Origin of the sequence: Alcaligenes sp. SMD-FA, from assembly GCF_025960365.1 — a bacterium.
In the GTDB taxonomy this organism is placed as follows: Bacteria; Pseudomonadota; Gammaproteobacteria; order Burkholderiales; family Burkholderiaceae_B; genus Alcaligenes; species Alcaligenes aquatilis.
The window spans coordinates 599,297-626,002 of the sequence record NZ_CP110108.1; the positions used below are offsets into that span (position 1 = coordinate 599,297).

The window sequence follows — 26,706 nt, forward strand, 5'->3', positions numbered from 1 at the left end:
GGCTATGATTTTCTTATATGGGACCAGTTTAAGTTTTCTGTTTATAAATAAAATAGAATTAGGCGTATAAATGATATACGCCATCTCGTATTGTGCATGTATGTCATTATCATGCTGGAAAAAAGCATAAGAAGGAGAGAATAAGATGGCCGCCCGACGTGGGGATAACCCGCTTGATACCTATCTCTTGAGGGTATTTTGCTTACTCGTTACCGAGCGCAGCGTCTCGCGTACCGCGTTCAAAATGAACCAGTCGCAGCCTGCTATCAGTGCGGCCTTACGACGCTTGCGTGACATTATTGGCGATCCTTTGCTGGTGCGCGAAAAAGGGGGCATGGTGCCCACCGAGCGTGCCATGGGTCTGCTGGCTCATGCCAAAGGAGCCTTGGCCGAGATCGACTGCATGGTCAACGCGCCAGACAGTTTTGATCCTCAGGTCAGCCGCAGTGAGTTTCATATCGGAGCGCCGGACTATCTGGCCCCTGTTTTTATCGGTGGTGTGGTCGAGCGCATGCGTCGTGAGGCACCGGGCGCGCGTTTGAATCTGCACTCTCTGGATGCCAGTTTTGATTTCGAGCGTTCTTTGGCTGAAGGCGATCTGGATATGGTTATTGGCAACTGGCCCGAACCGCCGGATCGCATGCACTTGTCCGTGTTGCTGGAAGATCAGATCGTCTGCCTGGTTGCCGCGACGCATCCTTTGGCGCGCAAGGGCTTGACCATGGACGATTACGTGCGGGCGCGTCACGTGGTGCCCATGCCGTACTCCATCAACCAACGCGGTGTGATCGACACGACCTTGGCGAGCTTGCGTATTCAGCGAGATGAAAGCGTAGCGGTGCAGTCCTTCTCGGCAGCGCCGTATTTGCTACAGAATACAGACCTGATTTTTACGACTTCACGTCATTTTGCCGAGTTCTATTGCCGTTTATTGCCCCTGGCTATTTTGGAGGCACCGCTGGAGTTTCCTCCCATGCGTTTTTATCAGCTCTGGCATGAACGTAATCGGCATTCGCCCAGCCATCGCTGGTTACGGCGGCTCCTGACCGAGTGCGGGAATCAGTTGGCCTCGACAGAACCGTTGTCGCAACCCGATTCCTGAGCCCTAAACCCCTAAAATACTTGCTTTCAGGCCCGTGCTCGGGCAAATTAGCGAGCTACTCCTGCCGACACAAAAGTGATACGGAACTTGACGGAAATTGTTGCATTTAAAGCGACTGGTCACGGACACAAGCCGGAAGGCAGGTTGATAATGATGTAGTTCCTAACCTTGCAGGGTGTTTTGCGGTGTCTTTACCTCAGATGGGGGAGTCCCTAACTTGGTTGTATATCTGTGTCGTGGCTTTTATGGTCGGCGGGCTTATTGTGGCCTCCGAGCGTTGGCATGGCCGTCTGACTGGGGACAGCGACCTTAGTAAACCTCAAGCGTCCCACTCCCGCCCGACCCCTCGCGTGGGTGGGCTGGCCGTGGTTGCAGGCAGTTTGGCCGGTTTGCTGGTTCTGGGTCCCAGCAATATGACACTGACCTGGCTGTGGCCGGTCTTGTTTTTGGCAGCCATGCCGGTCTTTGTGGCGGGTCTGGTCGAGGACATTACCAAGGACGTCGGCTCCTTGAAGCGTTTGCTGGCTGCCTTCCTGTCGGCGGCGATTGCCTGGTGGTTGCTGGGCGGCGTGTCGCGCGTTGGAGTCAGCTGGGCCGATTGGGTTCTGGGCTTCTGGCCCATTTCGCTGCTCTTTACCATGATTGCCGTGGGCGGCTGTACACATGCCCTCAATATTATTGACGGGATGAACGGCCTGGCGGGCATGATCGCCACCTTGATGGCTCTGTCGCTGGCGTTGGTGGCTTTGCAGGTGCAGGACATTCCTATTTTTCTGATTGCGGCCTCACTGGCCTCGGCCACCTTGGGCTTTCTGGTGTGGAATTTTCCATTCGGACGAGTTTTCCTGGGGGATGGCGGCGCGTATTTCCTGGGATTCATGCTGGCTGAACTGGCTGTGCAACTGGTGGTGCGTAACCCCAGTGTGTCGCCGTTTTACGCCTTGGCCGTGCTGTTTTATCCTGTTTTCGAAACGATGTTTTCGATCTGGCGGCGCCGCTTCAAGCGTGGTGTGCCCGTGGACCAGCCCGATGCACTGCATCTGCACCAACTGGTGTTTCGTCGTCTGGTGCGTGCCACGTTCAGTCGTGACAGCGGTGGGGCCTTGCCCACGTTTTGTAATGCCATGACTTCGCCTTACCTATGGGTTTTGGCCTTGATCGGTTTGGTTCCGGCCACGATCTGGTGGGACAATACCTGGGCGTTGTGTGCCAGCATGCTGGCCTTCTCATTGGTTTATATCTGGCTCTATTCCCGTCTGGTTTCGTGGCGTCGCCCTTCCTGGCTGCTGTTGCCCTCGGTACGGCGGCGAGTAGATCGGGACTGATACTGTCAGGCGTTCAAGATTATTCCTTGCGCATAGCGCTAACTGGAGAATGAAGTTGCAACTTGAGAATGTGAAACTGGCCGTCATTGGCTTGGGATATGTCGGTTTGCCTTTGGCGGTAGAGTTTGGCAAAAAGCGTTCCGTTATTGGTTTTGACATTAACGCGCGTCGTGTCGCCGAACTCAAGGAAGGGGTAGACCGTACTTTGGAGGTCGAGAGCGCAGAGCTGGCCCAGGCCAGTGGTCTGAGCTATTCCTGCGAGGCTGATGAGCTGGCTCAGGCCAATGTGTTCATCGTGACCGTGCCGACACCCATTGATCAATTCAAGCAGCCCGATCTGACCCCGCTGGTCCGTGCTTCCGAGACGATCGGTAAAGTGCTCAAGCGTGGCGATATCGTCATATACGAATCCACGGTTTACCCTGGCGCTACCGAAGAAGTGTGTGTGCCCGTGCTGGAACAAGTGTCGGGTCTGCGCTTCAACGAAGATTTCTACGCCGGTTACAGCCCGGAGCGTATCAATCCGGGCGACAAGGAACACCGCGTTTCCACCATCAAGAAAGTCACTTCCGGCTCGACGCCTGAAGTGGCTGAGCTGGTGGATGCCTTGTATCGCGAAATCATTGTGGTGGGCACCTTCAAGGCCAGCTCCATTCGTGTGGCCGAGGCTGCCAAGGTGATCGAGAACACCCAGCGTGACGTGAATATCGCTCTGATCAACGAATTGGCCCTGATTTTCAACCGTCTGGGCATCGATACCCTGGACGTGCTGGAAGCGGCGGGCACCAAGTGGAACTTCCTGCCTTTCCGTCCCGGTCTGGTGGGCGGTCACTGCATTGGCGTAGACCCCTACTACCTGACCCACAAGGCGCAAGCCATCGGTTACCACCCCGAGATTATTCTGGCTGGTCGTCGTCTGAACGACTCGATGGGCGGCTACGTGGCTTCACAACTGGTTAAAGCCATGACCAAGCGCCGCATCCAGGTGCAAGGTGCGCGCGTCCTGTTGTTGGGTCTGGCCTTTAAGGAAAACTGCCCGGATCTGCGTAATACCCGAATTGTCGATATCGTGCATGAACTCAAGCAATACGATGTCCATGTAGACGTGTATGACCCCTGGGTTGACCCCAAAGAAGCCCAGCACGAATACGGTATTACGCCTGTCGAGACTCCCCAAGCAGGTGAGTACGACGGCGTGATCGTGGCTGTTGCCCACAAGCAGTTCAAAGAGATGGGTGTGGAAGGCGTGCGCCAATGGGGCAAGCCCGAGCATGTACTCTATGACTTGAAGTATGTGTTCGATCGCGAACAGTCTGATCTGCGCCTTTAATTTCGGAAAGCATTATGAGCTCTACATTTGAACAGGCGAACCAGCAATTGCGTAACCAGCCCAAAACCTGGCTGGTTACGGGCTGTGCCGGCTTTATCGGGTCCAACCTGCTGGAAGCTCTGCTGAAAATGGATCAGCAGGTGGTGGGTCTGGACAACTTTGCAACCGGCCACCAATACAATCTGGATGAAGTGCGTGATCAGGTCGGTGCCGAGCGCTGGGCCCGTTTTCGCTTTATTGAAGGCGATATTCGCAGCCTGGATACCTGTCGCGAAGCCGTCAAGGGCGTGGACTATGTGCTGCACCAGGCGGCTCTGGGTTCGGTACCACGTTCCTTGAACGATCCGCTCACGTCCAACGAGGTCAATGTGAGCGGTGCCCTGAATATGATGGTGGCAGCGCGTGACGAACAGGTTAAAGCCTTTGTGTATGCGGCTTCCAGCTCTACGTATGGTGATCACCCCGGCTTGCCCAAGGTGGAAGATACGATTGGTCGCCCTTTGTCCCCTTACGCGGTCACCAAATTCGTGAACGAGCTGTATGCGGATGTGTTTGCCCGTGCCTATGGCTTTTCCAGCGTGGGCCTGCGTTACTTCAACGTGTTTGGTAAACGTCAGGACCCTAACGGTGCATACGCCGCAGTGATTCCCAAATGGGTCTCGGCCATGATCCAGAACCAGGATGTGCAAATCAATGGGGATGGCCAAACCAGCCGCGATTTCTGCTTTATCGACAACGTCATTCAAATGAATATCCTGGCCGCCGTGCAGCAAAAGCCGGCTGTGGCTGAGGTGTATAACGTCGCTGTCAATGCCCGCACCAGCCTGAACGAGTTGTTCGAGCACTTGAAGCAGACCTTGAGCAGCAATGGTGTGAATTACACCAAGCAGCCCATCTATGCCGATTTTCGCGCCGGTGATGTACTGCACTCCCAAGCGGATATCACCAAGGCTCGTACACAATTGGGTTACGAGCCGACTCACACGATGTTGCAGGGCTTGAATACAGCCATGCCCTGGTACGTGGCGTTCCTGAGTTGATTTGGGCCGGCCTGAAAGCACGTCTGTCTAGTCTGCATGACGACCACCGCCGCATCGCCCTGGGGGCGATGCGGGTGGCGTTTTTTCTATTGCTGGGCAAGGCAGCGGGCGCTTTCAAAGAAATGGCGGTGGCCTATCGCTACGGTGTAAGCGATGTCGTCGATGCCTACCAGTTCACAATGGTCATGGCCAACTGGTTGCCAGTGACGATTGTCGGCTCTATGTCTGTGGTGTTGATTCCCGTGCTGGTGCGCTTGCATCGTCTGGAACCGGCTGCGCGCAGCCGTTTTCTGGGTGAGCTCAAAGCCTGGTGCATTGTGCTGGGCTGCGTATTGGGAGTCTTGATCTGGATTAGCTGGCCCTGGGTGCTGCAATGGACCGGACAAGGGCTAAGCCCTGCCGTTCATGAAATGAGCCGGGAGTTGTTGTTTGCCTTTGCGCCTGCGGCGGTTCTAACGCTGATGATTGGCCTGAGTGCCGCCCGCTTGCGGGCACATGAGCGGCATATCAATACCTTGCTGGAAAGTGTCCCAGCCTTTGTCATTCTGATCTGGGTGCTGGCAGCGGGCGGGAATGCCGGTATTGGTCCCTTGCTTTGGGGCACCTTACTGGGCATGACCATTCAGGCGGTGTGGCTGATGATTCTGGCCTCACGGGCCGATCAGATATGGGCTCGCCCCACAATCAGCCTGCGTGCCGAGCAGTGGCCGGATTTGCTCAAGGCCGCCACCATCATGCTGGTGGGGCAGGTTGCCATGAGCTTTGTCGGCCCTATCGACCAATATACGGCGGCCAATTTGGGGGCTAATGCCAACGCGACGTTGGGCTACGCCACTCGTTTGCTGGCTCTGGTGCTGGGGGTGGGTGCTGCCTCCGTAGGCCGTGCTGCCTTGCCTGTACTGGCTGATATTCAAAGTCGGGGTGATAACGCCCGTGCTCGCTCCATGGCCTTGAAGTGGTCGGTCATGATGTTGCTGGCCGGTGGGGTGGCTGCCGCTATTGGCGTTCTGTTGGCTCCTTGGGGGGTGGCACTGCTGTTTGAGCGTGGTGCGTTCACGGCGCAGGATACGGCCACTGTCGCCCAGGTGTTTAGCTGGGGGTTGGTGCAACTGCCCTTTTATTTTGGGGTGCTGATTCTGGTGCAGTTGCTGGCCAGTCAGAACCGTTATAAATCCATGGCAATCATTGCCGTGATCAATTTTTTGGTGAAAGCGGCCCTGAACCCGATTCTGGCGGCGCGCATGGGCCCGTCGGGCATCATGCTGGCGACCAGTCTGATGTATGCGGCTTCTTTCACTTGTTATTTCATCTTGGCCTTGAGGCCAGCCAGTGCCTTCGCGTCTGGTTCGCAGGAATAGGAAAACGTGCACAGTAGTCATTCGGTCGTTCGCCCTCATATCATGCTGCTTATCCACTCTTTGGGTGGAGGCGGGGCAGAACGTGTTGCCGTCGATTTAAGCGCAGCCTGGGTGGCGCGTGGCTATCGAGTGTCTTTGGTGACTCAGGCTGGCCGTGATAAAGATGCGTATACCGTGGCAGAAGGCGTGGAGCGCCATGTGCTCGGGACGGCAGGTAGCAGTCGTGGGCGTCTGGATGCCTTGTGGAAGAACTGGCGCCGAGTACGCCGAGTACGCTCGCTGATACGCAAAACCAAGCCCGATGTGGTGCTGGGTATGATGACAACCTCCTCGGTTCTGGCCATTTCTGCCGCCAAAGGCTTGCCCTGCAAGGTGATTGCGACCGAGCATACACATCCTCCCTCCCAGTCCATGTCCTCTTTCTGGCAAAAGGCCCGTTTGCGTACTTATCCTCAAGCCCATGCGGTGATTGCCCTGACTGCCGGTACGGCAGACTGGCTGCGCGAGCATGTGCCCGGCAGTCAGGTGCAGGTGATCCCCAATGCCGTGCGTTGGCCTATGGACAGCACCGAACCTGTTGTGCCCGTGCCCGAGCTGCCAAAAGGGCGTAAACGCTTATTGGCCGTAGGGCGACTGCACCCGGTCAAGGGGTTTGACACCCTGATTGAATCGTTTGCCATGCTGTCCAACTATTTCCCCGATTGGGATTTGGTGATTCTGGGCGAAGGCGAGCAGCGCGCTCCTTTGGAAGCACGTATTGAAGAGCTGGAGCTGCAAGAGCGGATTGCGCTGCCCGGTCGGGTCGGCAATATGGCGGACTGGTACGAGCAGTCTGATCTGTATGTGCTCAGTTCCCGAATGGAAGGCTTGTCCAACAGTTTGTTGGAAGCGATGGCCAGTGGTTTGACGGCGGTAGCCTTTGATTGCGACACCGGCCCGCGTGAGATCATTCGCGCCAATATCGACGGTGTCTTGGTACGTCCGGTCGAAGATGTGGAAGCGCTGGCCGCCCATTTATCCGATCTGATGTCCAACGAGGACAAACGCCAGAGGTTGGCGCGTCGTGCCATAGATGTGCGCGACCGCTTTTCCTCGGCCCGCGTTCTGGCGCTGTGGCAGCAAGTGTTGGAACAGTGTTGGCGTCGGCCTTAAAATGGCGCTTTTCTTAGTGCCAGCAGGCTCAAACTACCCGGTCGATGAGCCCATGGAGGCCCAGTGAATATTCTGTTTTTCGTCAGCTCCCTGAACGCAGGCGGTGCCGAGCGTGTCGCTTCTACCTTGGCCAATGCCTGGGGGCTGCGAGGCGATCAGGTCACCCTGGTGCCGACCTACAGCGGTGGGGGCAGTGCCTTTTACCCTATCGACTCCAAGGTGGAGCTGGTGTGGTTGGCCCACCGCATGCGTGGCAGTTGGCTGCCTAAACCTTTGACCAAGCTGCGCGCCATGCGCAAGTTGGTGCGTGAAAAACAGCCCGATGTCATCGTGTCGTTTCTGACCAATGTGAATATCAATGTTTTGCTGGGACTGGGCGGCATGGGCGTCCCTATTGTGGTGGGCGAGCGTACCAACCCGGCCTTTAGCAGCAGTGCGGGCAAGCTGTTGCAAAGTCTGCGCCGTCGTCTGTATCCCAAGGCTCAGGTGGTCACCGTTCAGACCCGAGCCAGTGTCGCGGCGTTTCAGGCCATGGTGCCGGGCATGAAACAGGTCATGGTCGTGCCCAACCCTTTGCCGCAGGCTTTGGATGCCGTGCAACGCGAGGTACGGGTAGAAGAGAACCGACACTGCACCTTGATGGCGATGGGGCGTCTGGTGCCTTCCAAGCGCTTTGATGTTTTGATCCGCGTGTTTGCAGGACTGGCTGCCGAGTACCCGGAATGGAAATTGAAAATCTGGGGCGATGGTCCGCAGCGGGCCCAATTGGTGCAGCAGATTGCCATGTCCGGTGCTGCTGACCGTATCGAGTTGGCTGGAAAAACGGCCCAGCCCTGGCAGGAAATGGCGCGCTCCCACGCTTTTGTTATGACTTCGGAAGTGGAAGGTTTCCCGAACGTGCTGCTGGAGGCCATGGCGATGGGTTTGCCCACCGTGACGGTTGATTGCCCCAGCGGCCCGCGCGAGATCAGCTCCGATGGCAAAGACGCCTTGTTGGTTCCGGTAGGGGACGAAGGCGCCTTGACCGCTGCCCTGGCCGAATTGATGGGTGATGGCGTGTTTCGGGGTGTATTGGGCCGACGTGCCGCTGCAGCGGTGCGCCAGCGTTATGAACTAGAGCAGGTTTTGCGTAACTGGGACCAGGTCTTTCAGGCCGCCCGTGGCGGTATAGAAGAAGGAGCCAAAGCATGAGTGCATTGCAGCCAAGGTCGTTGAATCAGGAAACAAACGCCGTGGATGGCGCGCTGGAGAAAACAACGCCGCCTTTGCGTGTCGTGCACATTATTGCGGGACTGGGGCAGGGCGGGGCAGAGACGGTCTTGTTCCGTCTGGTGACGGCCCCTGGCCAAGATACCGAACATATTGTGATTTCTCTGGGCGAGGAGGATGTTTTTGGACCGCAATTGCGTGCTGCTGACATTCCTTTGTACTGCCTGCATATGCACTCGCCGCTGGGCTTTTTGAAGGGCTTGCGATCCTTGACACGCGTGTTGCGTGAGGTGCAGCCCGATGTGGTGCAGACCTGGATGTATCACTCCGACCTGATTGGTGGCGCCGCCGCCCGACTGGTTGGCATTCCCGCAGTGTCCTGGGGTATTCGCAACTCCGGCGCGAATCTGTATCAAGGCAGCCCGAAGGCCCGTATGGTGGCCTGGTTGTGTGCCCGTTTGTCACGCTTTATCCCTAACCTGATTGTGTCCTGCGCAGAAAACGCTGCCCGACGCCATAAGCAATGGGGTTATCGCGCCGACATCATGAAGGTAATCCCCAATGGCTACGACCTGAGCCGTTGGCACCCCGATCAGCAAGCACGCGAGGAAGTACGTGATGAATTGGGGTTGTCACTGGATACGCCTGTTATCGGTAGTGTGGCCCGCTGGAATCCACTGAAAGACCATCCTAATTTGCTGGCCGCTTTAGCCCGTAGTCTGCATCGTCATCCTGGCTTGCGTTGCCTGCTGATTGGTGACGGTATGGACAGCGATAACGACACCTTGATGCGCTTGCTGGATCAGCATCAACTTCGCGAGAGCGTCATCTTGATGGGGCGACGCACCGACGTACCCCGCTTGATGAATGCGCTGGACGTGCATGTACTGTCAAGCTCGGCGGAGGGCTTTCCGAACGTGGTATGTGAAGCCATGGCTGCCGGTGTGTCCAATGTCGTTACCGATGTGGGCGATGCTGCCTTGATCGTGGGCAATGAGGGCTGGATTGTGCCTCCCAGTAATGCCGAAGCCTTGGCTGGTGCCATCAATAGTGCGGTTGATGAGCTGGGTGCGCCTTCCTGGCAGGCTCGCCATGAGCATGCCCGTGAACGGGTTGCCCGTCTGTTTTCTCTGGAAGGCATGGTCAAGAACTACACACAGGCCTGGAAGACACTGACAGCGCAGTATCCGCCCAAACGCAAGCGTAGTCGGCAAGCCTTGAATGTGTTGACGGACGATTCCAGCAAGAAAACACGCATGCTGATGTTCGTGGTCAATAATCCCGCTTTTTTCCTGTCACACCGTTTGCCTTTGGCGCAAGCCGCGCAGCGTGAAGGCTATGACGTGCATGTGGCCACCATGGATGGCCCGGCAGTCGCCCAGATCGAGCGTCACGGCTTGCACCACCATGCTTTGCCCATGACGCGTAGCGGAACCAATCCCTTGCAAGAATTGCAAACCATCTGGGCCTTGTGGCGTCTGTTTCGTCGGGAGCGCCCCGAACTGGTACACGCGGTCACCATCAAACCTGTTTTGTACGGCGGTATTGCTGCGCGACTGGCCGGTGTGCCGGGTTTTCTGGCTGCCGTATCTGGCTTGGGTTATGTATTTACCAAGCGCGACAAATCATTTGATCCCGTGCGCTGGATTGCTCTGCAGCTTTATCGCATTGCTCTGGGACATCCCAATAGCCGAGTGATTTTCCAGAACAGCAATGACCGTGATGTCTTGCTGGAGGATCGTGTGGTCAAACGCGATCAGTGTGTCCTGATTCGTGGTTCCGGCGTAGATCTGAACGAGTTTCAGGCGGTGCCAGAGCCAGAAGGCCCCCCCGTCGCTTTGATGGTGTCGCGCCTATTGGTGGACAAAGGGGTTCGAGAGTTCGTTGAAGCAGCACGTATCAGTGCTGCTCAAGGCAGCCCGGTGAAATGGGTATTGGCGGGCAGCCCGGATCCCGGCAACCCCGCCAGTATCAGCGAGCAGGAGTGGCAGAGCTGGCAAAAGCAGGGTGTGGTGCAGTGCCTGGGTGAACGTAGCGATATTGCGCAGTTGTACGCTCAATCGCACATTGCCGTGCTGCCGTCCTATCGTGAAGGTTTGCCTAAATCCTTGGTAGAAGCTGCGGCTTGCGGGCGGGCGGTGGTGACGACTGATGTGCCCGGTTGTCGGGATGCCATTGAGCCTGGAGTAACGGGTGTGCTGGTACCAGTGCGTAATGCACAGGCCTTGGCGGCAGCCGTGATGGAACTGGGCGAGGATACGGCCAAGCGACAAGCCATGGGGGCGGAAAGCCGCCGCCTGGCGCAAGAGGCTTTTGATATTGACCGCATCAGTGCGGCTCATCTGAATCTGTATCAGTACTTGAGTCGTTAAGACTTGGACTGCCTTGGTCCTGGGCCAAGGCATAAAAAACGGGCTGAACTGTTTGCTGTGACTTGGGGTTGAATCCACGGTTTCAGAGACAGTTCAGTTCTTTTCTTACCGCCGGGTCGCGCCAAGGCTAGTCGCCCCTGGTAAAAAGTGCCCCCTTGGGGGGCAGCAAGCTTAGAAAGGCAAAGCAGCATCCGGCTTCAAGGCCAGCAGTGCCGCGCGGAATTCACCCTGAATTCGATCCAGCGCCTCTTGGGACTGCGCTTCAAAGCGCAGCACAATGACCGGTGTGGTGTTGGAGGCACGAGCCAGGCCGAAGCCATCCGGGTACTCGGCACGTACACCATCAATCGTATTGAGTTGATTGGAACTGGGGAAACGGCCTTCTTTTTGCAGGCGGGCAATCAAGGCATGCGGCTCGCCCTCGGCCAGAGGCAGCTTCAGTTCCGGTGTAGACAGGTCTTGTGGCAAGGCTTCCAGCTCTGCCGTCGGGTTGTCGCCGCGTGAAAGAATCGCTAGAAGGCGTGCGCCGGTATACAGGCCATCATCAAAGCCGTACCAGCCTTCCTTGAAGAACACGTGGCCGCTCATCTCGCCAGCTAAAGGAGCGCCTGTCTCGGCCAGTTTGGCCTTGATCAGCGAATGGCCGGTTTGCCACATCAAAGGTTCACCACCGGCCTTGGCAATTTCCAGGGCAACGTGGCGGCTGCATTTCACATCAAAAATAATGGTGGAGCCGGGTTCACGCTGCAAAATGTCGCGTGCGTACAGAATCAATTGACGGTCGGGCCAGATGATCTGACCGGAGCGTGTCACCACACCCAGGCGGTCGGCATCGCCGTCAAAGGCCAGGCCCACTTCGCAGTCCGTGTTTTGAACATGGGCGATCAGGTCTTGCAGATTGTGCGGCTCGGCCGGGTCAGGGTGGTGGTTGGGGAAGCTGCCATCGACCTCTTCAAACAGCATATCCACGTCGCAGCCCAGAGCTTTGAACAGGCGGGCGGCCACAACGCCACCCACGCCGTTGCCGCAGTCCAGGGCAATTTTCATGGGACGGGCCAGTTTGACACGTTCAGCGATCGTGTTGACATACTGGCCCAGCAAGTCCTTTTTCTCGCCCGTGCCTGCCTGAGCCGCTGGTTCAATACCGGCTTGCATGCGCTTCATCAGGCTCTGGATGTCCTGGCCGTGCAAGGTTTTGCCAGCCATCATCATCTTGAAGCCGTTGTAGTTGGACGGATTATGGCTGCCCGTGATGGCCACGCCCGAGCCGGTTTCCAGCACATTGGCCGCAAAATAGACGACGGGAGTAGGAACCATGCCCAGATCTACGGTATTGACCCCACCGGCCTGAATGCCTTTTTGCAGGGCTTGAGACAAGGCCGGGCTGCTGTGACGGCCGTCATAGCCCACGACTAAGGTTTGGACGGCTTGCTCGCGGGCAGAGGCGGCCAACGCCAGGCCGAGCTGGTAGGCAAAGTCAGGATTCAGTTGTTCGGGGACCGTGCCTCGAATATCGTAGGCTTTGAATACGGCAGTCGGTAGGGCAGGAAGTTGGGTCACGTCGCGTCCTGAAGGGGATAAACAAAGAAAGCAGTTTAGCGCGAATGTCCCCGGCTTTCGTGAGTTACCATTAAGAGCTGTAGCGCGACAGCAAGAGCGCCTGATTGTTTTTCTTGAGTGGCTTGGGTCATGACTTTTCTGAACGAACTTGAACAGCGTATTGGTCAGCAGCACGTGCTGACGGGACAATCCATGCAGCAGTACCTGGAAGATTGGCGTGGACGCTATATCGGTACTGCTTTGGCGGTGGCCCGGCCTGCAACGACGCAAGAAGTGGCCCAGGTCGTGCGTCTATGCGCCGAGCATCGTGTGCCCATCGTCCCTCAAGGCGGCAATACCGGCTTGTGTGGGGGGGCGACGCCGGACAATAGCGCGACAGCACTAGTGCTGTCTTTGGAGCGCTTGAACAAGATTCGCAGTGTGGATACGGAAAACGACACCATGGTGGTGGAAGCAGGCTGCATTTTGCAAAACGTGCAGCAAGCTGCTCGCGACCATCAGCGCCTGTTTCCCTTAAGTCTGGCCGCAGAAGGCAGTTGCACCATTGGTGGCAATCTGGCCACCAATGCGGGTGGTACACAGGTTCTGCGTTACGGTAATGCTCGTGACCTGACTTTGGGGCTGGAGGTCGTGACGGCCCAGGGCGAGATCCTGCATGGTCTGCTTGGCTTGCGTAAAGACAATACCGGCTACGACCTGCGCAACCTGTTCATTGGTAGCGAAGGTACCCTGGGCATCATCACCGCCGCCACCATCAAGCTCTATCCCCAGCCAGTAGCGGCATGTACCGCCTTGCTGGCGCTGAACACCATTGAAGATGCCATACAAGTGTTGGCGCTGGCCCGTCAGGGTCTGGCCGCTTCCTTGACCGGCTTTGAGCTGATTGCAGGCAATTGCCTGCAAGCCGTGCTGCATTGCTACCCTGATCAACGCATGCCTTTCCAGGGCCCGGCAGAAAAAGCGGCCTGGTATGCCTTGCTGGAGCTGTCCGACAGCGAGAGCCTGGAGCATGCCCGCGAGCGCTTTGAAAGCGTGATCGGTCAGGCCCTGGAGCAAGACTTGGTGCAAGACGCCGTCATTGCCGAGACCATTGCACAAAGCAAAGCGCTCTGGCACTTGCGTGAAAGCATTCCGCTGGCTGAAAAAACCTATGGCAAAAGCATCAAGCATGATGTTTCCCTTCCCGTGTCTGTGATGTCCCAATTTGTGCATGAGACGGACAAGGCCTTGCAGGAAGCCTTCCCCGGTCTGGAAAACGTAACGTTCGGGCATTTGGGCGACGGCAACTTGCACTACAACGTGGCGCGTGGGACGGCTTTCACGGAACAAGAGCTGTTAAAGCGCCAGGACGAGATTTACGCCCTGGTACATGACAGCGTGCACCGCTTCAATGGTTCGATCAGTGCCGAGCATGGTGTGGGTCAACTCAAGCGCCAACTGCTGCCACGTTATAAAGATCCCGTTTCCCTGGCCTTGATGAAGCAAATCAAGACGGCGCTGGATCCTTTGGGAATCATGAACCCCGGTAAGGTATTGCCCGACTGACCGAAGTTACTTGGTGTGTAGATGTTTTTTCGTCCTTATATCGTTGCCAGTGCCGTCTTGTTTACGGTTTTGGGAATCGTCGCGGCAGTGACGATGGGTTCGGCAACGGATCTGTCACTCAGCGCCTATTTCTATGATTCGCAAGTCCAGGACTTCTCCTGGCGTCTGCAGCCTTTTGTGGATTTGTTCGGGCGCAGACTGGTGTGGTTCGTCCCTTTTGGCGGTGCAGTCATATGGACGATGGTGGCTTGGCGCCAGCCCAAGGGCTCGTGCCGCCAATTGGCTTGGGCGGGGGCGGCTTTCTTCATGGGCAGTGGCCCCTTGTTAGTGGGTGTGCTGAAACATCTGACCGCTATGCCGCGTCCCTTTAATTTGGCCATGTTTGGTGGTACAGAATCCATGCCTGACTATTTTTGGGCGCACTCTTGGGCGCAGGCGGGCAATGCCTTGCCCAGTGCCCATGCCGCATCTGGCTTTGTGCTCTTGTCCCTGTTTTTTGTAGGCCTCATGATAGGGTGCCGCAAGTTGGCCATCGGGGGCTTTGTGCTGGGTATCAGCGCAGGTTTGCTGTTTGGTTTTTTGCGCATTATGCAGGGCTACCATTTCATTAGCCAAGTGCTGGCCTCCGGTGCTGTTTTAGGGTTGTACGGCTGTGGGCTGTTTTATATCCTGTGGTCTTGGGCCAGACGCAAGCAATTGCCTGCTTAGTGGTTTTTAATCTGCAAAAGGGGACGTCAAGTCCCCTTTGTCATTTTAACGAGTCCTGTTTTTGAGAGCTGGTACGTAAAAACACCCCGAAGCCAGATGCGGGCTTCGGGGTGTCGTTCACAAGCAAGCGTCTCTTGCCAATCAGACCTTGGCAGGCATGGACCGCCTGTGCTTAAGGTATGGCAGGCAATACGCGTCCGGCGCACTCACCGAAAGACAGGGTCGGGTAGCCCTCTTGACGGCACTGGCCCTTCAAGATGATCTCGTCCTGATCTTCCAGGAACTTGCGTTGTTCGCCCCAAGGCAGATCAATGGGGTTTTTACCGCCCTGGTTAATCTCCAGTAAAGAGCCTTCCTGACCTTTGGCTGGGCCGGACAAGGTGCCGGTACCCAGCAGGTCGCCGGTTTGCAGATTGCAGCCGTTGACGCTGTGGTGGGCGACCAGTTGGGCCACGGTCCAATAGGCTTCCTTGAAGTTGCTGCGCGAGAGTAAGGCCGGATCTTTCTTTTGCTGACGAGACTGCTCGGTGCTCAGGTACACCTCCAGTTCCACGTCCAGAACGCCACTTTCTTGGTTGGCCTGATCCTGCAAATAGGGCAGAGGCTGAGGATCGGACTCGGGGCGGTTGAATGGGCGACGGAAGGGAGCCAGGGCTTCCAGCGTCACCACCCAAGGGGAGATCGTCGAGGCAAAGTTCTTGGCCAGGAAAGGGCCCAAAGGTTGGTATTCCCAAGCCTGCAGATCGCGGGCCGACCAGTCATTGAACAGGCACAGACCAAAAACGTGCTCGTCTGCCTGAGCGATAGGGATACGGTGACCCGCTTCGTTGCCTTTGCCAATCAGAATGCCCATTTCCAGCTCGAAGTCCAGGCGTTGGCAAGGACCAAAGTTGGGCTGCTCCTGCCCCTCGGGTGGGCGGGTCTGGCCGACAGGACGTGGGAACTGCTGGCCGGATACGCCGATGCTGGAGGCGCGACCGTGGTAGCCAATCGGGACCCACTTGTAGTTGGGCAGCAAGGGCGCATCGGGGCGGAACTGTTTTCCTATCGCCGTTGCGTGGTGCACGGAAATGTAGAAATCGGTGTAGTCGCCAATTTGGGCGGGCAGGGCGTATTCCAGCTTGCTGCGCTCGATCAGCATGGGGCGCAGGCGCGACTCGGCCGAAGCACCCTGGCGCAGGTCATGCGACAAGGCCGCACGTAGCGCGCTCCAGTATTCCTGGCCCAAGGCCATCAGCTCATTGAGTGCAGGTTTGACGCAAGCGGCCAAGGCGTCGGCGGCTTGGCCGTGCCAGGGAGTATCGCTGGCCAACAGCCCCAGGTCCAGCGCGTAAGGGCCAATGGCCACCATGACGCGAAAGTCCTCCTGACTGTCACGGCGACGGGCCACGGCAAAGGGCAGGTTCTGGATGGGGAAACCGTTATCGGCCTCGTTCGCGCCGGGCACCCAGCTTTGCAGCTTGGGGTCGTGAGTGTCATTCAGATAAGGTCGGGTCATGCCTTTTGTTCCGTAGAGAAGTGTTTTTCCAGTCCGTCCCAGACGGCATCGTAATTGGCTTGCAGACTGCCGCTTTGCAAGGCCTGTGGCGAGGGGCGGATAACTTTGCGTGTCTCGAACATAAAGGCCATGGTACCGCGCAGATAGTCCGCCTTGCTCAGGTCCGCAGAGCTGGCCTTGTCAAAGGTGTTGGCGTCGGGGCCATGCGGGCTCATGCAATTGTGCAGGCTGGAGCCGCCCGGTGCAAAGCCGTCGGCCTTGGCATCGTACACACCGTGTATCAGTCCCATGAATTCGCTGGCGAAGTTACGGTGGAACCACGGTGGGCGGAAGGTGTTTTCCATGGCCAGAATGCGTGGCGGGAAAATGGCGAAGTCCAGGTTGGCCGTGCCGGGGGTGTCGGAGGGCGAGGTCAGTACGCTGAAAATGCACGGGTCGGGGTGATCATAGCTGATCGAGCCGATCACGTTAAAGTCGCGTAAATCGTATTTGTAGGGGGCGTGCGTGCCATGCCAGGCCACCACATCCAACGGTGAGTGCGTCAGTTGGGCAACCCAGAAGCCGCCTGTGAATTTGGTGACCAGCTCATGAGGCTCGTTCACGTCCTCATACCAGGCCACGGGTGTCTTGAAGTCACGGGCATTGGCCAGGCCGTTAGAGCCGATCGGGCCCAGTTCAGGTAAACGCAGGGGAGCACCGAAGTTTTCCAGCAGATAACCGCGTGCCACGTCGTCCAGCAACTCGACCTTGAAGCGTACGCCACGCGGCATGACGGCAATCTCGCAAGGCTCGATTTCCATGATGCCCAGTTCGCTGACCAGACGCAGGCGACCCTGCTCAGGCACGAACATCATTTCGGCGTCGGCGTTATAGAACACGCGCCGTCCCATGGACTGGTTGATGGCGTACAGATGGATGGCAATGCCGCTTTGCGAATCACTGCTGCCATTGCCTGCCCAGGTATGGACGCCGGCCAGAAAATCGGTTGGCTTGCCGGGTAGATTCAGCGGGTTCCAGCGCAAACGGTTGGGGTTGGCCGGGCCTTGTCCGAAGTCTTCATTCCAATAAGGAGCGCCTTCAAAGGCCGTAAATGCCCCTTGCTTGGCGCTGGGGCGAATGCGGTACAGCCAGGAGCGGCGGTTGTCGGCACGCGGCGCGGTAAAGGCTGTGCCGGACAACTGCTCGGCATACAAGCCATACGGACACTTTTGGGGCGAATTGCGTCCAATGGGCAGCGCACCGGGCAGCGCCTCGGTGGCAAAAGCGTTACCAAAACCAATCTGATAGTTCAACGAGCTCATTAGGGGTCTCCAGATTCAGGCAGCCTGCTCCAGGCAGGTCTGGCGGGCGGCATCCAAGGCTTGCTTGATCACATCCAGCGAGCCGACATGATTGCACAGCAAAAGTACCAAAGCGGCATTCATGGCATGACTTTGTGCCGTGCTCAGGCCTTGGTGGGCATCGATCAACATTTGGTAGAAATCGTCAGCCCGTTCCAGGGGGGTATCGGTATTCAGTGTAGACATGAAGCACTCTCCAGGAAATGGCCACAGGCTTTGTGTATGGCAGTCTGGACAGCTTGCCCGTCCAGATGACGCCAGCGGGCGCACAGGTGTTGATCAGGGCGGATCAGATAGCAGGAACCGGGCTGAGCGTCGTAACGCTGGCGCAGCATATCCTGGCTGTCGATGATGCCGCCTTGGGCCAGGGCTGCGCTAGTGCCTGCGGGCCAGACGCGCAGGCGGGTCAACAGCCCTTGGGCGACCAGTTCCTCGATTGCTTCAGGTTGTTTGACCTGGCCTTCGCCAAACTCCAGCAGGGTGAAACCGGCTCCTAATTGAGCGAGCCACCAGTCGTCCTGACCGTTCTTTTGAACAGGTGCATCGGGCACGCAGGCGCCTAGCGCGGTGGCACTTGCAGAAAACTCGTGTGTGTCAGCCGTATTCAAGGGGCTGTCCGGATAGGCGCTGGGCAAAGACAGGCGGCCGCTATTGACCAGTACACGGGCAAAGGCGTGGCGACGTGCCAGGATCAGGGCCGCATCACGGAACAGGCGGCTGACTTCGCTTTTAGGAGTAATGAAATCGGTTGAACGGCTGGAGTGGCGGATGTTCTCGTCCGCGGCCAGTTCACGTTCATGGCTATAGCTGTCCAGCAGGCTGTCGGGAGCCTGGGCATTCAGAACCAGATTCAGCTTCCAGGCTAGATTGTCGGCGTCCTGGATACCGCTATTGGCGCCGCGTGCACCAAAAGGCGAGACACGGTGGGCCGAGTCCCCGGCAAACAGAATACGGCCATGGCGGAAGCGTTCCATGCGCTCGCAGGCAAAGGTGTAAATGCTGACCCATTCCAGCTCAAAGGGAGCGTCGGCCCCCAGGAGAGCGCGAATGCGGGGCAGCACGTTTTCGGGTTTGACGGCCTCAACCGGGTCGGCATCCCAGCCCAATTGGAAGTCGATGCGCCAGACATTGTCCGGCTGGCTGTGCAGCAGAACAGATTGATTGGGATGGAAAGGCGGGTCAAACCAGAACCAGCGTTCAGCGGGGAAGTCGGCCTGCATGCGCACATCTGCAATCAGGAAACGGTCCTTGAACACGCGTCCGCTGCTGCTTTCACCCAAGGCACGGCGAATGGCCGAGCGCGAGCCGTCGCAGGCCAGTAGCCATTCTGCTTCCAGGGTGTAATTGCCTTGCTGGGTTTCTACGTCCAGATGCACGCCTTCTGCCTGGTTCACCACGTTCAGCACTTTATGGCCGGAACGCAGCTCGATCAGGGGCTGGGCGCAGACGGCCTCGTATAGATAGCCTTCGCAGTAGTACTGCTGCAAATTGATAAAGGCAGGGCGCTGGTGGCCTTCTTCGGGCCGCAGATTAAAGCTCCAGACTTCCTGGTTGCGGAAAAAAACCTTGCCCACATTCCAGGACACGCCTTTGTCCATCATGCGTGAGCCCACGCCCAATCGGTCCCAGATATCCAGAGTGCGTTTGGCAAAGCAAATGGCCCGTGATCCCTTGGACAGACTGGTGTCGTCGTCCAGAATCACGACCTGGTGGCCTTTGGCCGCCAGATCCAGAGCCATGGTCAGCCCCACCGGGCCAGCACCCACCACCACCACCGGGTGGCGGGCATGGGTAGCCGGTGGGGGCGCTTGCGTCAGCTCCAGGGTCTGGTAATTAATGTCTCCCATTTTCTTTCTCCCTGGCCTTGCGTCTTACTGACCTTCGAGCTGTTTCCACATTTCCAGATCGCGCTCGGCAGTCCAGATGCGTGGGTCTTCGTGACCGTTGACTTCGTCGTAGGCACGGGACACGTCAAAGGGCATGCAGTGATCAAAAATGACCCAGTCTGCGTAGCGAGGCTTCATGAAATCGTAGGTTTCGCGGTAAATGGTCTTTAGATCTTTACCGGCTGCTGCGCCTTGCTGCACGCTGGCGTACAGGTCTGTCAAAAATGCGCGCGTGCCGGCCAGAGCCTGACGCACCTCGGTGGCATTTTTCAGTGCCGGGCCACGGCCTGGCACCATTTGTTCAGCGTTGAACTCGCCCAGGCGATCCAGTGTGCGGGGCCATTCGCGGAAGTAGCAGTCGCCGGCGTAAGGGGTGGATTGGTATTCAACCAGGTCACCGGCGAACAGGATTTTCTGCTTGGGCAGCCAGGCAATGGTGTCGCCCTTGGTGTGGCCACGGCCCACTTGCATCAGGTGTACTTCCAGATTGCCCAGGTCTACCGTCATGTGACCTTCAAAGGTCATGGTGGGCCAGGTCAGGCCGGGGGGAATGGACTCGGCATTGCGGAACAAGCGGGGGAAGCGGCCAATTTCGCTGGCCTTGTCTTGCTCGCCGCGCTCCACAATCAAGTCGTAGGTGTCGCGGCTGGCCAGGATTTCCTGGGCGTCGTAGGCCGAGGCGCCCAACACACGTACGGCGTGGTAGTGCGACAGCAAGACATACTTGATGGGCTTGTCGCTGACTTCACGGATGCGGCGAATCACGTCTTCAGCCATGACAGGCGTGGCCTGGGTGTCGATCACCATAATGGCCTCGTCACCGATGATGATGCCCGTATTCGGATCACCCTCAGCCGTGTAGGCGTAGGCGTTGTCGGACAGTTTTTCAAAGGCAACGACTTTGTCTTCCAGGTCGTTATGCGAGGCGAAGGACTTGCTCATGAAAATGACTCCACAGTCGATAGGGATGGCGTCAGATTAGTTTATGGTGAATCAGTTAGATATAGGTGAATACCTGAATAGGGCAGGCTTAATGGGAAACAGGCAGACGAGCGCCTGCCTGCCTTATTGGGCATCAGGTGTTTTAGAGAGGGGGGAGAGGAGGCTTAGCGGCGCTGGCAGCGAGAGCAGTAATACGTTGCGCGTTGGCCTTGGACTATCCGTTTGATAGGCTGTTGGCAGCGATTGCAGGGTTTGCCCACACGCTCATACACATTGGCGTGAATATCGAAGTAGGCACCCGGTTCGCCACTGGCGTTGACGTAATCGCGCAAGGTGCTGCCGCCTGAGTCCAGGGCAGATTGCAAGGTGCTCAAGATGGCCGAATGCAGTTTTTCGCAGCGATGCAAGGAGACCTCACCGGCAGGCAGCTCGGGGTGAATACCGGCCAGGAACAGGGACTCGGACGCATAAATATTGCCTACCCCCACCACAATCTTGCCGCCCAGTAGAGCTTGCTTGATGGCGATGCGTCGTCCTTGCAAGTAGCGGTGCAGGTATTGCGGGGTGAACAAGGGATCAAACGGTTCGATCCCTAAAGTACGTAGTAAAGGGTGGTTTTCCAGAGGGCCGTCCCTATGGGCGTGCCATAATATCGCACCAAACCGTCGTGGGTCGTGCAGCAGGAAGCGGGCCTGATCAAAAATCCATTCCGCATGATCATGTTTGCGGCGTTCTTCGTTCTGATCCACACGACGCAAGGAGCCGGACATGCCTAAATGGATGATCTGGACGCCTTGTTCAAAATGCAACAACAAGTATTTGCCTCGACGCGTGCAATTGTTGACGGCCTGGCCTTCAATCCATTGCGGTAAACAGGCAGGCACGGGCCAGCGCAGACGAGGCTCGTGAACCAGGAATTGTCGGACATTTTTTCCCTGGATAAGCGTCGCAATTCCGCGACGAGTTGTTTCAACTTCTGGCAGTTCAGGCATGGGGGGGTGATACCATCAACAAATCTGATTCCTTTATTGTGCCATCGGGCGTTTTCTCGCGCGTATCAGGGCACGGGTTTTTCTGGATGAATGCTCTGACCTTAGCACTAAAGCTGGGCCTGATGTCGTTGCTTGCAGCGGTTTCGGCGCAAGCACAAACCTCTCTTCCCATCCTCAAGGCGGAGCCGCCAGCAGACACCATCCGTTTGCGTAGTGGGCAATTGCCCCTGGTCGGTTTGACCCCGGATATTCTGTATCGCATTTTGGTTGCTGAGATCGCCGCGACGCGCGGTGAATATGATATTGCCAGCCAGACGTTTCTTGCTTTGGCAAGAGATACCAGCGATCCGCGCCTGGCTCAAAGTGCCTTTCAGTACGCCATGGCCGATCGTGATTTAGGCCGTGCGCTGCGTGCGGCCAAAGAATGGGCCTTGCTGGCCCCCAACGATCCCGAAGCCAAAGCGACGGCCCTGGCGCTGGAAGCTTCCAGCGGTCAGACTGAAGGTTTGGCCGATGCCTTGTGGCTGCGTATCTCCCGTGCCCAGGATAAAGAGCAAGCCGTGGTGCAGGCCATGAGCATGGTCAGCAAAATGGTGGATCGTCGTCTAGCGCTGGAAGTGCTGGACAAGGCCTTGCAGCAGCCCGTACGTTCCTTGCCTATCGCTCGTCTGGCTTTGGCAGACACCGCCTGGAGTGCCGGTGATGTGAACCGTGCGGAACGTGAAGCGCGTGAAGCCCTGAAACTGGACCCACATTCTGAAGCGGCCGCGCAGCGCGTGCTGGAATACGGTATCAAAGTTGATCCTTCGGCTGCTTTGCAAAGTGCCCGCGTTTTTGTGCGAGACAACCCGGACAGTCGCAAGCTGCAACTATTGCTGGCCAACCGTCTGGTTGAGCGCCAGCAGTTTGGCGAAGCCCAGGCTATTGTGGGGGCCTTGCAGCGTGCCAATCCCGAAGATTTTGATCTGTTGTATACCCAGGCTGAAATTCATATTCGTGCCAAAGAGTATGATCAAGCCCGTAAATTGCTGGAGCAATATATTGCGGTTCAGCAGCAGCGACGCCAGTCCTTGAACGATGCCGTTAACACCGCCTTGGCCAGTATTTCCGAAGCGCGTTTGTCGTTGGTGCAAATCGCCGAAGCCCAAGGCGATATGAACGAGGCGATTCGTCAATTGGATTTGATAGAAGAACCGGCGCTGCGTTTTCAGGCCCAGATTCATAAAGCCGTCCTGCAAGCCCGCCAAGGGAATCTGCCGCAAGCACGTCTTACCTTGGAAAACTCTCGTCCACGCGATATGAGTGAACAGGTCGTCGTGGCTTTGACGTATTCCTCTATTTACCAAGAGAGCGGTCGTACCGATCAGGCGCTGGAAGTGCTGGAGCGCGCCGATCGTGAGTTGCCCGATAGCGCTGAGATCAAATACAACCTGGCCATGCTGTACGAGCAGCGTGCCAAGCACGACAAGTTTGAAGCCTTGATGCGTCGTGTCATTGAACTGCGCCCGGACCATGCCAATGCGTATAACGCCTTGGGCTACACCTATGCGGATCAGAATCGTCGCATGGACGAGGCTCAGGACTTGCTGGAACGCGCGATGGAGCTGGAGCCGGACAATCCCTATATTCTGGATAGCGTAGGTTGGTACCTGTTCCGTATGGGTGATCTGCAAGCGGCACTGGAGTATTTGCAGCGCTCCTACGAACGCCTGCCTGAAGCTGACGTTGCCGCCCATCTGGGTGAAGTGCTGTGGGTAAAAGGCCGTCGTGATGATGCCATGCTGGTATTTCGGGCTGCTCTGAGCAAGGACCCCGAAAACCGAACGTTGAAAGAAACCATTAAGCGTCTGGGAGTACCGCTGCCGTGAGTATCTTGAAACAGCGAGTCTGGAGCTGGGCAGGGGCCTTGGTCCTGTTTGCCTTGCTAAGCGCATGTGCGACACCGCCCAAACCCGATGTTGGCAATGCTGCAGATGCGTCCCAAGCGGCAAGCGCTTTGTCTCGTTCCGGTCGCTTTGCGCTGAGCGTGACTCACTCCAGTTCCCAGGTGGAGGCTGTGCAGGGGGGCTTTTCCTGGCGCGATGATGGTCGCAAGCTGATGTTGGACCTGAGCAATCCTTTGGGTAATACCTTGGCGCGTGTCTGGGTGTTGCCAGGTCAGGCCCTGCTGGAGCGCACGGATGGCAGTCAGGAAGTTGCCTCCCATCCCGATGCCCTGGTTGAACAGGTCTTGGGCAGTCCCGTTCCTGTGGCAGGCTTGCGTGACTGGCTGCATGGCCGCACGGGCAGTGCCCCTGTTCAAAGCGAGCGTAGAGACGATCAACAAAAGCTGAGCAGTTTCGAGCAGTCCGGCTGGCGTGTGACGCTGTCGCGTTACGACGAACAAGGCCCGCGTTTGCTGCAATTGAATCGACACGAAGCCAACCGCTCCATCAGCGTGCGTTTGGTTGTGGATCAGTAAAGCCCGAGCAGGTTTGTGTAATGGCGCTCTACAACGTCCCGGCTCCGGCCAAGATCAATCTGTTTTTGCACGTTACCGGGCGTCGTGAAGACGGCTATCACTTTTTGCAAACCGCCTTTCGTTTCGTCGATCTGAATGATTACCTAAGCTTTGTGCCACGCAGCGACGGGCAGATCCATCGGACACACAGCACCTTGAGTGATGTAGAGCCTGAACAGGATCTGGTGATCAAAGCCGCTCGCGCCCTGCAACAAGCGACAGGCACCCGGCAAGGCGTAGACATCTCTTGTATCAAGAACATTCCTTCAGGAGCAGGGATGGGCGGTGGCTCCAGCGATGCGGCCACGACCTTGATTGCCTTGAACCGTTTATGGAACCTGGGCCTGAGCCGTCAGGCCTTGATGGATATTGGTTTGCCCCTGGGTGCTGATGTGCCGGTTTTTGTCTTTGGACAGGCTGCTTTTGCGCAAGGGGTGGGCGAGCAACTGCAAGCCATTCAGATGCCGCCCCGGGATTACATCATTATCCGTCCACCGCAATTTATATCCACGGGGAAAATATTTAGCTCCGAATGCTTGACACGTGATGAAAAACCCATCACAATGACGTTCTTTACTGATTGGCAAGAAAAATTCTGGCAAGCCAAGGATAATAATCCTTATTTTGGTAGAAATAATCTGGAGTCAGTGGCATTCAGTCTTTACCCTGATTTAAAAAATTTAAAGCAGGGTTTGCAAAGTTTAAAATTGAATGCTAGAATGACGGGCTCAGGTTCTTGTTTGTTTGTTGAATGCAGAGACAAGCAAAGCGCCAAGATCGGTCAGGTTGAAATTGATCGAAATAGCAGTAAAATAGATTTTTCTGGTAGCGCAGAAACAAGTGGTGGTAAATTGCTGGTCGAACAAACTTGGGTTTGTTCAGGATTGCAAGATCATCCGCTACGCTACTGGATTAAGTAAGCATTTGGGGAATCGCCAAGCTGGTTAAGGCACTGGATTTTGATTCCAGCATGCGAAGGTTCGAATCCTTCTTCCCCAGCCACCTTTCAGGCCTAGCCTGCGATAATGTAAAGCTGTTGAGTCGTTTCCTTGTAGGGGTCTCGATCAACAGCTTTGCTTTTCCTGCATCAAAATCTATCTCCCATCATGGCACAAGACCGATTCATGATCTTCACCGGCACGGCTAATCCTCGCCTTGCTGTCGATGTCGTCAACCACCTTGATATGTCGCTGGGGAAAATGACGGTGGGTCGCTTCTCTGACGGGGAAGCCATGGTTGAAATCAACGAGAACGTGCGCGGTCGCGATGTTTTTGTTCTGCAACCCACCTGTGCTCCCACCAACGACAATCTGATGGAAATCATGGTGATGGTCGATGCCTTGCGCCGCGCTTCGGCCGGTCGCATCACCGCTGCCATCCCTTACTTTGGTTATGCCCGCCAGGATCGACGCCCCCGTTCGGCGCGTGTGTCGATCTCTGCCAAGGTCGTAGCCAATATGTTGCAAGTGGTCGGTGTTGATCGTGTCATGATGATGGATCTGCACGCTGACCAAATCCAGGGTTTCTTCGATATCCCTGTCGACAATATCTACGCTTCCCCCATTTTGCTGGGCGATATCTGGCGTTGTAACTACCAAGACATGGTGGTTGTCTCGCCTGACATCGGTGGTGTGGTGCGCGCACGAGCACTGGCCAAGCAACTGGAAGTGGATCTGGCCATTATCGACAAGCGCCGCCCACGTGCCAACGTATCCGAAGTCATGAACATCATTGGTGACGTCAACGGACGCACCTGCATTTTGATGGACGACATGGTGGATACAGCCGGTACGCTGTGCAAAGCGGCTGAAGCCCTGAAAGAGCGCGGTGCCAAGGCGGTTTACGCCTACTGTACGCACCCTGTGCTCTCGGGCGAGGCCATCGAACGTATTACGCATTCCCAGTTGAACGAGCTGGTGGTGACGGACACCATTCCTTTGTCCGCCAAGGCTCGCGAGTGCAGCAAGATTCGCCAGCTGTCCTGTGCAGCTCTGTTGGGCGAGACCATCTTGCGCATCTCGAACGCCGAGTCCGTCAGCTCCTTGTTCTCTGACTAAGTTTTTTAGCGTGCGCTGGTCGCGGCGTACGTCAACTAGGTAGGCAACTACCGTTTTTTCGCAGTGATCTTATGATCCTGCAAATTGGAGTTTTCCATGAAATTCACCGCTACGTCGCGTGATGTACAAGGTACGAGTGCGAGCCGCCGCCTGCGTCACGCTGGCCAAGTTCCTGCTATTGTTTACGGTGGCGAAGAACAGCCCGTCGTGATCTCTTTGGATCATAACGAGATTTACCACAACCTGCGCAAAGAAGCCTTCCACGCTTCCATCCTGACCATGGAATTGGACGGCAAAGCTGAGAAAGTGCTGTTGCGCTCGGTTCAGTGGCACCCCTACAAACAGCAAGTTCTGCACGTTGATTTCCAACGCGTTCTGGCTTCGCAAGCTATTACCACCAAAGTTCCTCTGAACTTTGAAGGTGGCGATGTGTGCCCAGCCGTCAAGCTGAGCGGCCAAGTCATCAGCCACATCCTGACCGAGCTGGAAATCACCTGCTTGCCAGCTAACCTGCCTGCGTCCATCACTGTGGACCTGAGCGGCATGACTGCCAACGCCAACCTGCACCTGGACAGCATCAAGCTGCCTCGTGGCGTGACTTACGCTGGCAATGACACCAACCCTCTGCTGGCTGCTGCTTTGCCAGTTGGCGGTGGTGCTGCTGCTTCGGAAGAAACAGAAGAAAGCGCCGAGTAATCAAGATTGCCAGCCGGCTTCGGTCGGCTTGCAGCTTGGCGAATCAACCCCTGTCAGCGTATGCTGGCGGGGGTTTGTTATTTGTGCCTGCGCC

At 56.8% G+C, this 26,706-nt stretch carries 22 protein-coding genes, 1 tRNA gene and 1 pseudogene; 17 read left to right on the top strand and 7 right to left on the bottom strand.

Annotated features, from left to right (window positions below):
• The first annotated feature begins 145 nt into the window (after positions 1-145).
• The 9 genes and pseudogenes from OKX01_RS02720 (at position 146) to OKX01_RS18870 (ending at position 10,888) form a co-directional block, all read left to right on the top strand.
• Entirely contained in the window at positions 146-1,102 is a 957-nt protein-coding gene (locus OKX01_RS02720; RefSeq protein ID WP_094195592.1) for a LysR family transcriptional regulator, read from the top strand.
• Between the two features lie 200 nt (positions 1,103-1,302).
• Positions 1,303-2,427 (top strand): MraY family glycosyltransferase, encoded by a 1,125-nt coding sequence (locus OKX01_RS02725; RefSeq protein WP_108728131.1) that lies wholly within the window; start codon positions 1,303-1,305, stop codon positions 2,425-2,427.
• Between the two features lie 49 nt (positions 2,428-2,476).
• Positions 2,477-3,757, top strand: coding sequence for a Vi polysaccharide biosynthesis UDP-N-acetylglucosamine C-6 dehydrogenase TviB (gene tviB / locus OKX01_RS02730; protein WP_108728130.1), 1,281 nt, complete (start codon positions 2,477-2,479; stop codon positions 3,755-3,757).
• 14 nt (positions 3,758-3,771) lie between these two features.
• Positions 3,772-4,797 carry an SDR family oxidoreductase gene (locus OKX01_RS02735; protein WP_264672417.1) on the top strand — a complete coding sequence of 342 codons (1,026 nt, stop codon included), beginning with the start codon at positions 3,772-3,774 and terminating at the stop codon, positions 4,795-4,797.
• A complete protein-coding gene (murJ, locus tag OKX01_RS02740; RefSeq protein ID WP_094195596.1) occupies positions 4,794-6,155 on the top strand; it encodes a murein biosynthesis integral membrane protein MurJ in 1,362 nt (453 codons plus the stop codon). Before OKX01_RS02735 ends, murJ begins: the two co-directional genes overlap by 4 nt.
• Before the next feature lie 42 nt (positions 6,156-6,197).
• Complete coding sequence (locus OKX01_RS02745; RefSeq protein WP_108728761.1) at positions 6,198-7,307, top strand: glycosyltransferase family 4 protein; 1,110 nt, start codon at positions 6,198-6,200, stop codon at positions 7,305-7,307.
• 63 nt (positions 7,308-7,370) lie between these two features.
• Positions 7,371-8,498, top strand: coding sequence for a glycosyltransferase family 4 protein (locus OKX01_RS02750; RefSeq protein WP_094195598.1), 1,128 nt, complete (start codon positions 7,371-7,373; stop codon positions 8,496-8,498).
• Positions 8,495-9,565: pseudogene (locus OKX01_RS18865) on the top strand (glycosyltransferase); the annotation flags it as partial. The gene OKX01_RS02750 and the pseudogene OKX01_RS18865, both read left to right, overlap by 4 nt.
• Before the next feature lie 207 nt (positions 9,566-9,772).
• Complete coding sequence (locus OKX01_RS18870) at positions 9,773-10,888, top strand: glycosyltransferase family 4 protein (RefSeq protein WP_319802202.1); 1,116 nt, start codon at positions 9,773-9,775, stop codon at positions 10,886-10,888.
• 171 nt (positions 10,889-11,059) lie between these two features.
• Here the strand turns inward: OKX01_RS18870 and OKX01_RS02760 are convergent, their stop codons facing one another.
• Positions 11,060-12,448 (bottom strand): phosphomannomutase/phosphoglucomutase, encoded by a 1,389-nt coding sequence (locus tag OKX01_RS02760; RefSeq protein ID WP_264672418.1) that lies wholly within the window; start codon positions 12,446-12,448, stop codon positions 11,060-11,062.
• 129 nt (positions 12,449-12,577) lie between these two features.
• On the opposite strand from OKX01_RS02760, the gene OKX01_RS02765 reads away from it, so the two are divergent.
• Entirely contained in the window at positions 12,578-13,993 is a 1,416-nt protein-coding gene (locus OKX01_RS02765; RefSeq protein ID WP_108728126.1) for an FAD-binding oxidoreductase, read from the top strand.
• A gap of 21 nt (positions 13,994-14,014) precedes the next feature.
• Complete coding sequence (locus OKX01_RS02770) at positions 14,015-14,701, top strand: phosphatase PAP2 family protein (RefSeq protein ID WP_108728125.1); 687 nt, start codon at positions 14,015-14,017, stop codon at positions 14,699-14,701.
• 172 nt (positions 14,702-14,873) lie between these two features.
• Here OKX01_RS02770 and fahA read toward each other — a convergent pair whose 3' ends face one another.
• From fahA to mutM, 6 genes are all read right to left on the bottom strand, one after another.
• A complete protein-coding gene (gene fahA, locus OKX01_RS02775; RefSeq protein WP_264672419.1) occupies positions 14,874-16,199 on the bottom strand; it encodes a fumarylacetoacetase in 1,326 nt (441 codons plus the stop codon).
• On the bottom strand, positions 16,196-17,500 hold the full coding sequence (hmgA, locus tag OKX01_RS02780; RefSeq protein WP_094195604.1) for a homogentisate 1,2-dioxygenase: 1,305 nt from the start codon (positions 17,498-17,500) through the stop codon (positions 16,196-16,198). Before hmgA ends, fahA begins: the two co-directional genes overlap by 4 nt.
• A 15-nt stretch (positions 17,501-17,515) precedes the next feature.
• Entirely contained in the window at positions 17,516-17,725 is a 210-nt protein-coding gene (locus OKX01_RS02785; protein WP_009461092.1) for a DUF2783 domain-containing protein, read from the bottom strand.
• Positions 17,713-19,386: an FAD-dependent oxidoreductase gene (locus OKX01_RS02790; RefSeq protein ID WP_094195605.1), complete on the bottom strand. Its 1,674-nt coding sequence runs from the start codon at positions 19,384-19,386 to the stop codon at positions 17,713-17,715. Before OKX01_RS02790 ends, OKX01_RS02785 begins: the two co-directional genes overlap by 13 nt.
• Positions 19,387-19,410: 24 nt before the next feature.
• Positions 19,411-20,367 carry an MBL fold metallo-hydrolase gene (locus OKX01_RS02795; protein WP_094195606.1) on the bottom strand — a complete coding sequence of 319 codons (957 nt, stop codon included), beginning with the start codon at positions 20,365-20,367 and terminating at the stop codon, positions 19,411-19,413.
• Positions 20,368-20,531: 164 nt separating this feature from the next.
• Positions 20,532-21,359: a bifunctional DNA-formamidopyrimidine glycosylase/DNA-(apurinic or apyrimidinic site) lyase gene (mutM, locus tag OKX01_RS02800; RefSeq protein ID WP_264672420.1), complete on the bottom strand. Its 828-nt coding sequence runs from the start codon at positions 21,357-21,359 to the stop codon at positions 20,532-20,534.
• 122 nt (positions 21,360-21,481) lie between these two features.
• On the opposite strand from mutM, the gene OKX01_RS02805 reads away from it, so the two are divergent.
• The 6 genes from OKX01_RS02805 (at position 21,482) to OKX01_RS02830 (ending at position 26,612) form a co-directional block, all read left to right on the top strand.
• Complete coding sequence (locus tag OKX01_RS02805) at positions 21,482-23,227, top strand: tetratricopeptide repeat protein (protein ID WP_264672421.1); 1,746 nt, start codon at positions 21,482-21,484, stop codon at positions 23,225-23,227.
• Entirely contained in the window at positions 23,224-23,820 is a 597-nt protein-coding gene (locus OKX01_RS02810) for an outer membrane lipoprotein LolB (protein WP_264672422.1), read from the top strand. Before OKX01_RS02805 ends, OKX01_RS02810 begins: the two co-directional genes overlap by 4 nt.
• Before the next feature lie 20 nt (positions 23,821-23,840).
• On the top strand, positions 23,841-24,779 hold the full coding sequence (gene ispE, locus OKX01_RS02815) for a 4-(cytidine 5'-diphospho)-2-C-methyl-D-erythritol kinase (protein WP_094195610.1): 939 nt from the start codon (positions 23,841-23,843) through the stop codon (positions 24,777-24,779).
• A gap of 5 nt (positions 24,780-24,784) precedes the next feature.
• Positions 24,785-24,861 (top strand) — tRNA-Gln (locus tag OKX01_RS02820).
• Positions 24,862-24,965: 104 nt separating this feature from the next.
• Complete coding sequence (locus OKX01_RS02825; RefSeq protein ID WP_162496912.1) at positions 24,966-25,916, top strand: ribose-phosphate pyrophosphokinase; 951 nt, start codon at positions 24,966-24,968, stop codon at positions 25,914-25,916.
• A gap of 96 nt (positions 25,917-26,012) precedes the next feature.
• Entirely contained in the window at positions 26,013-26,612 is a 600-nt protein-coding gene (locus tag OKX01_RS02830) for a 50S ribosomal protein L25/general stress protein Ctc (RefSeq protein WP_094195612.1), read from the top strand.
• Positions 26,613-26,706: the final 94 nt, after the last annotated feature.

Coding starts and splice junctions, on each gene's coding strand:
- OKX01_RS02825 (WP_162496912.1), top strand. CDS start 24,966: ATGGCACAAGACCGATTCATGATCTTCACCGGCACGGCTAATCCTCGC.
- tviB (WP_108728130.1), top strand. CDS start 2,477: ATGAAGTTGCAACTTGAGAATGTGAAACTGGCCGTCATTGGCTTGGGA.
- mutM (WP_264672420.1), bottom strand. CDS start 21,359: ATGCCTGAACTGCCAGAAGTTGAAACAACTCGTCGCGGAATTGCGACG.
- OKX01_RS02790 (WP_094195605.1), bottom strand. CDS start 19,386: ATGGGAGACATTAATTACCAGACCCTGGAGCTGACGCAAGCGCCCCCA.
- OKX01_RS02720 (WP_094195592.1), top strand. CDS start 146: ATGGCCGCCCGACGTGGGGATAACCCGCTTGATACCTATCTCTTGAGG.
- OKX01_RS02795 (WP_094195606.1), bottom strand. CDS start 20,367: ATGAGCAAGTCCTTCGCCTCGCATAACGACCTGGAAGACAAAGTCGTT.
- OKX01_RS02735 (WP_264672417.1), top strand. CDS start 3,772: ATGAGCTCTACATTTGAACAGGCGAACCAGCAATTGCGTAACCAGCCC.
- ispE (WP_094195610.1), top strand. CDS start 23,841: ATGGCGCTCTACAACGTCCCGGCTCCGGCCAAGATCAATCTGTTTTTG.
- OKX01_RS02745 (WP_108728761.1), top strand. CDS start 6,198: ATGCTGCTTATCCACTCTTTGGGTGGAGGCGGGGCAGAACGTGTTGCC.
- OKX01_RS02805 (WP_264672421.1), top strand. CDS start 21,482: ATGTCGTTGCTTGCAGCGGTTTCGGCGCAAGCACAAACCTCTCTTCCC.
- OKX01_RS02770 (WP_108728125.1), top strand. CDS start 14,015: ATGTTTTTTCGTCCTTATATCGTTGCCAGTGCCGTCTTGTTTACGGTT.
- OKX01_RS02785 (WP_009461092.1), bottom strand. CDS start 17,725: ATGTCTACACTGAATACCGATACCCCCCTGGAACGGGCTGACGATTTC.
- OKX01_RS02765 (WP_108728126.1), top strand. CDS start 12,578: ATGACTTTTCTGAACGAACTTGAACAGCGTATTGGTCAGCAGCACGTG.
- hmgA (WP_094195604.1), bottom strand. CDS start 17,500: ATGAGCTCGTTGAACTATCAGATTGGTTTTGGTAACGCTTTTGCCACC.
- OKX01_RS18870 (WP_319802202.1), top strand. CDS start 9,773: ATGCTGATGTTCGTGGTCAATAATCCCGCTTTTTTCCTGTCACACCGT.
- fahA (WP_264672419.1), bottom strand. CDS start 16,199: ATGACCCGACCTTATCTGAATGACACTCACGACCCCAAGCTGCAAAGC.
- OKX01_RS02830 (WP_094195612.1), top strand. CDS start 26,013: ATGAAATTCACCGCTACGTCGCGTGATGTACAAGGTACGAGTGCGAGC.
- OKX01_RS02725 (WP_108728131.1), top strand. CDS start 1,303: ATGGGGGAGTCCCTAACTTGGTTGTATATCTGTGTCGTGGCTTTTATG.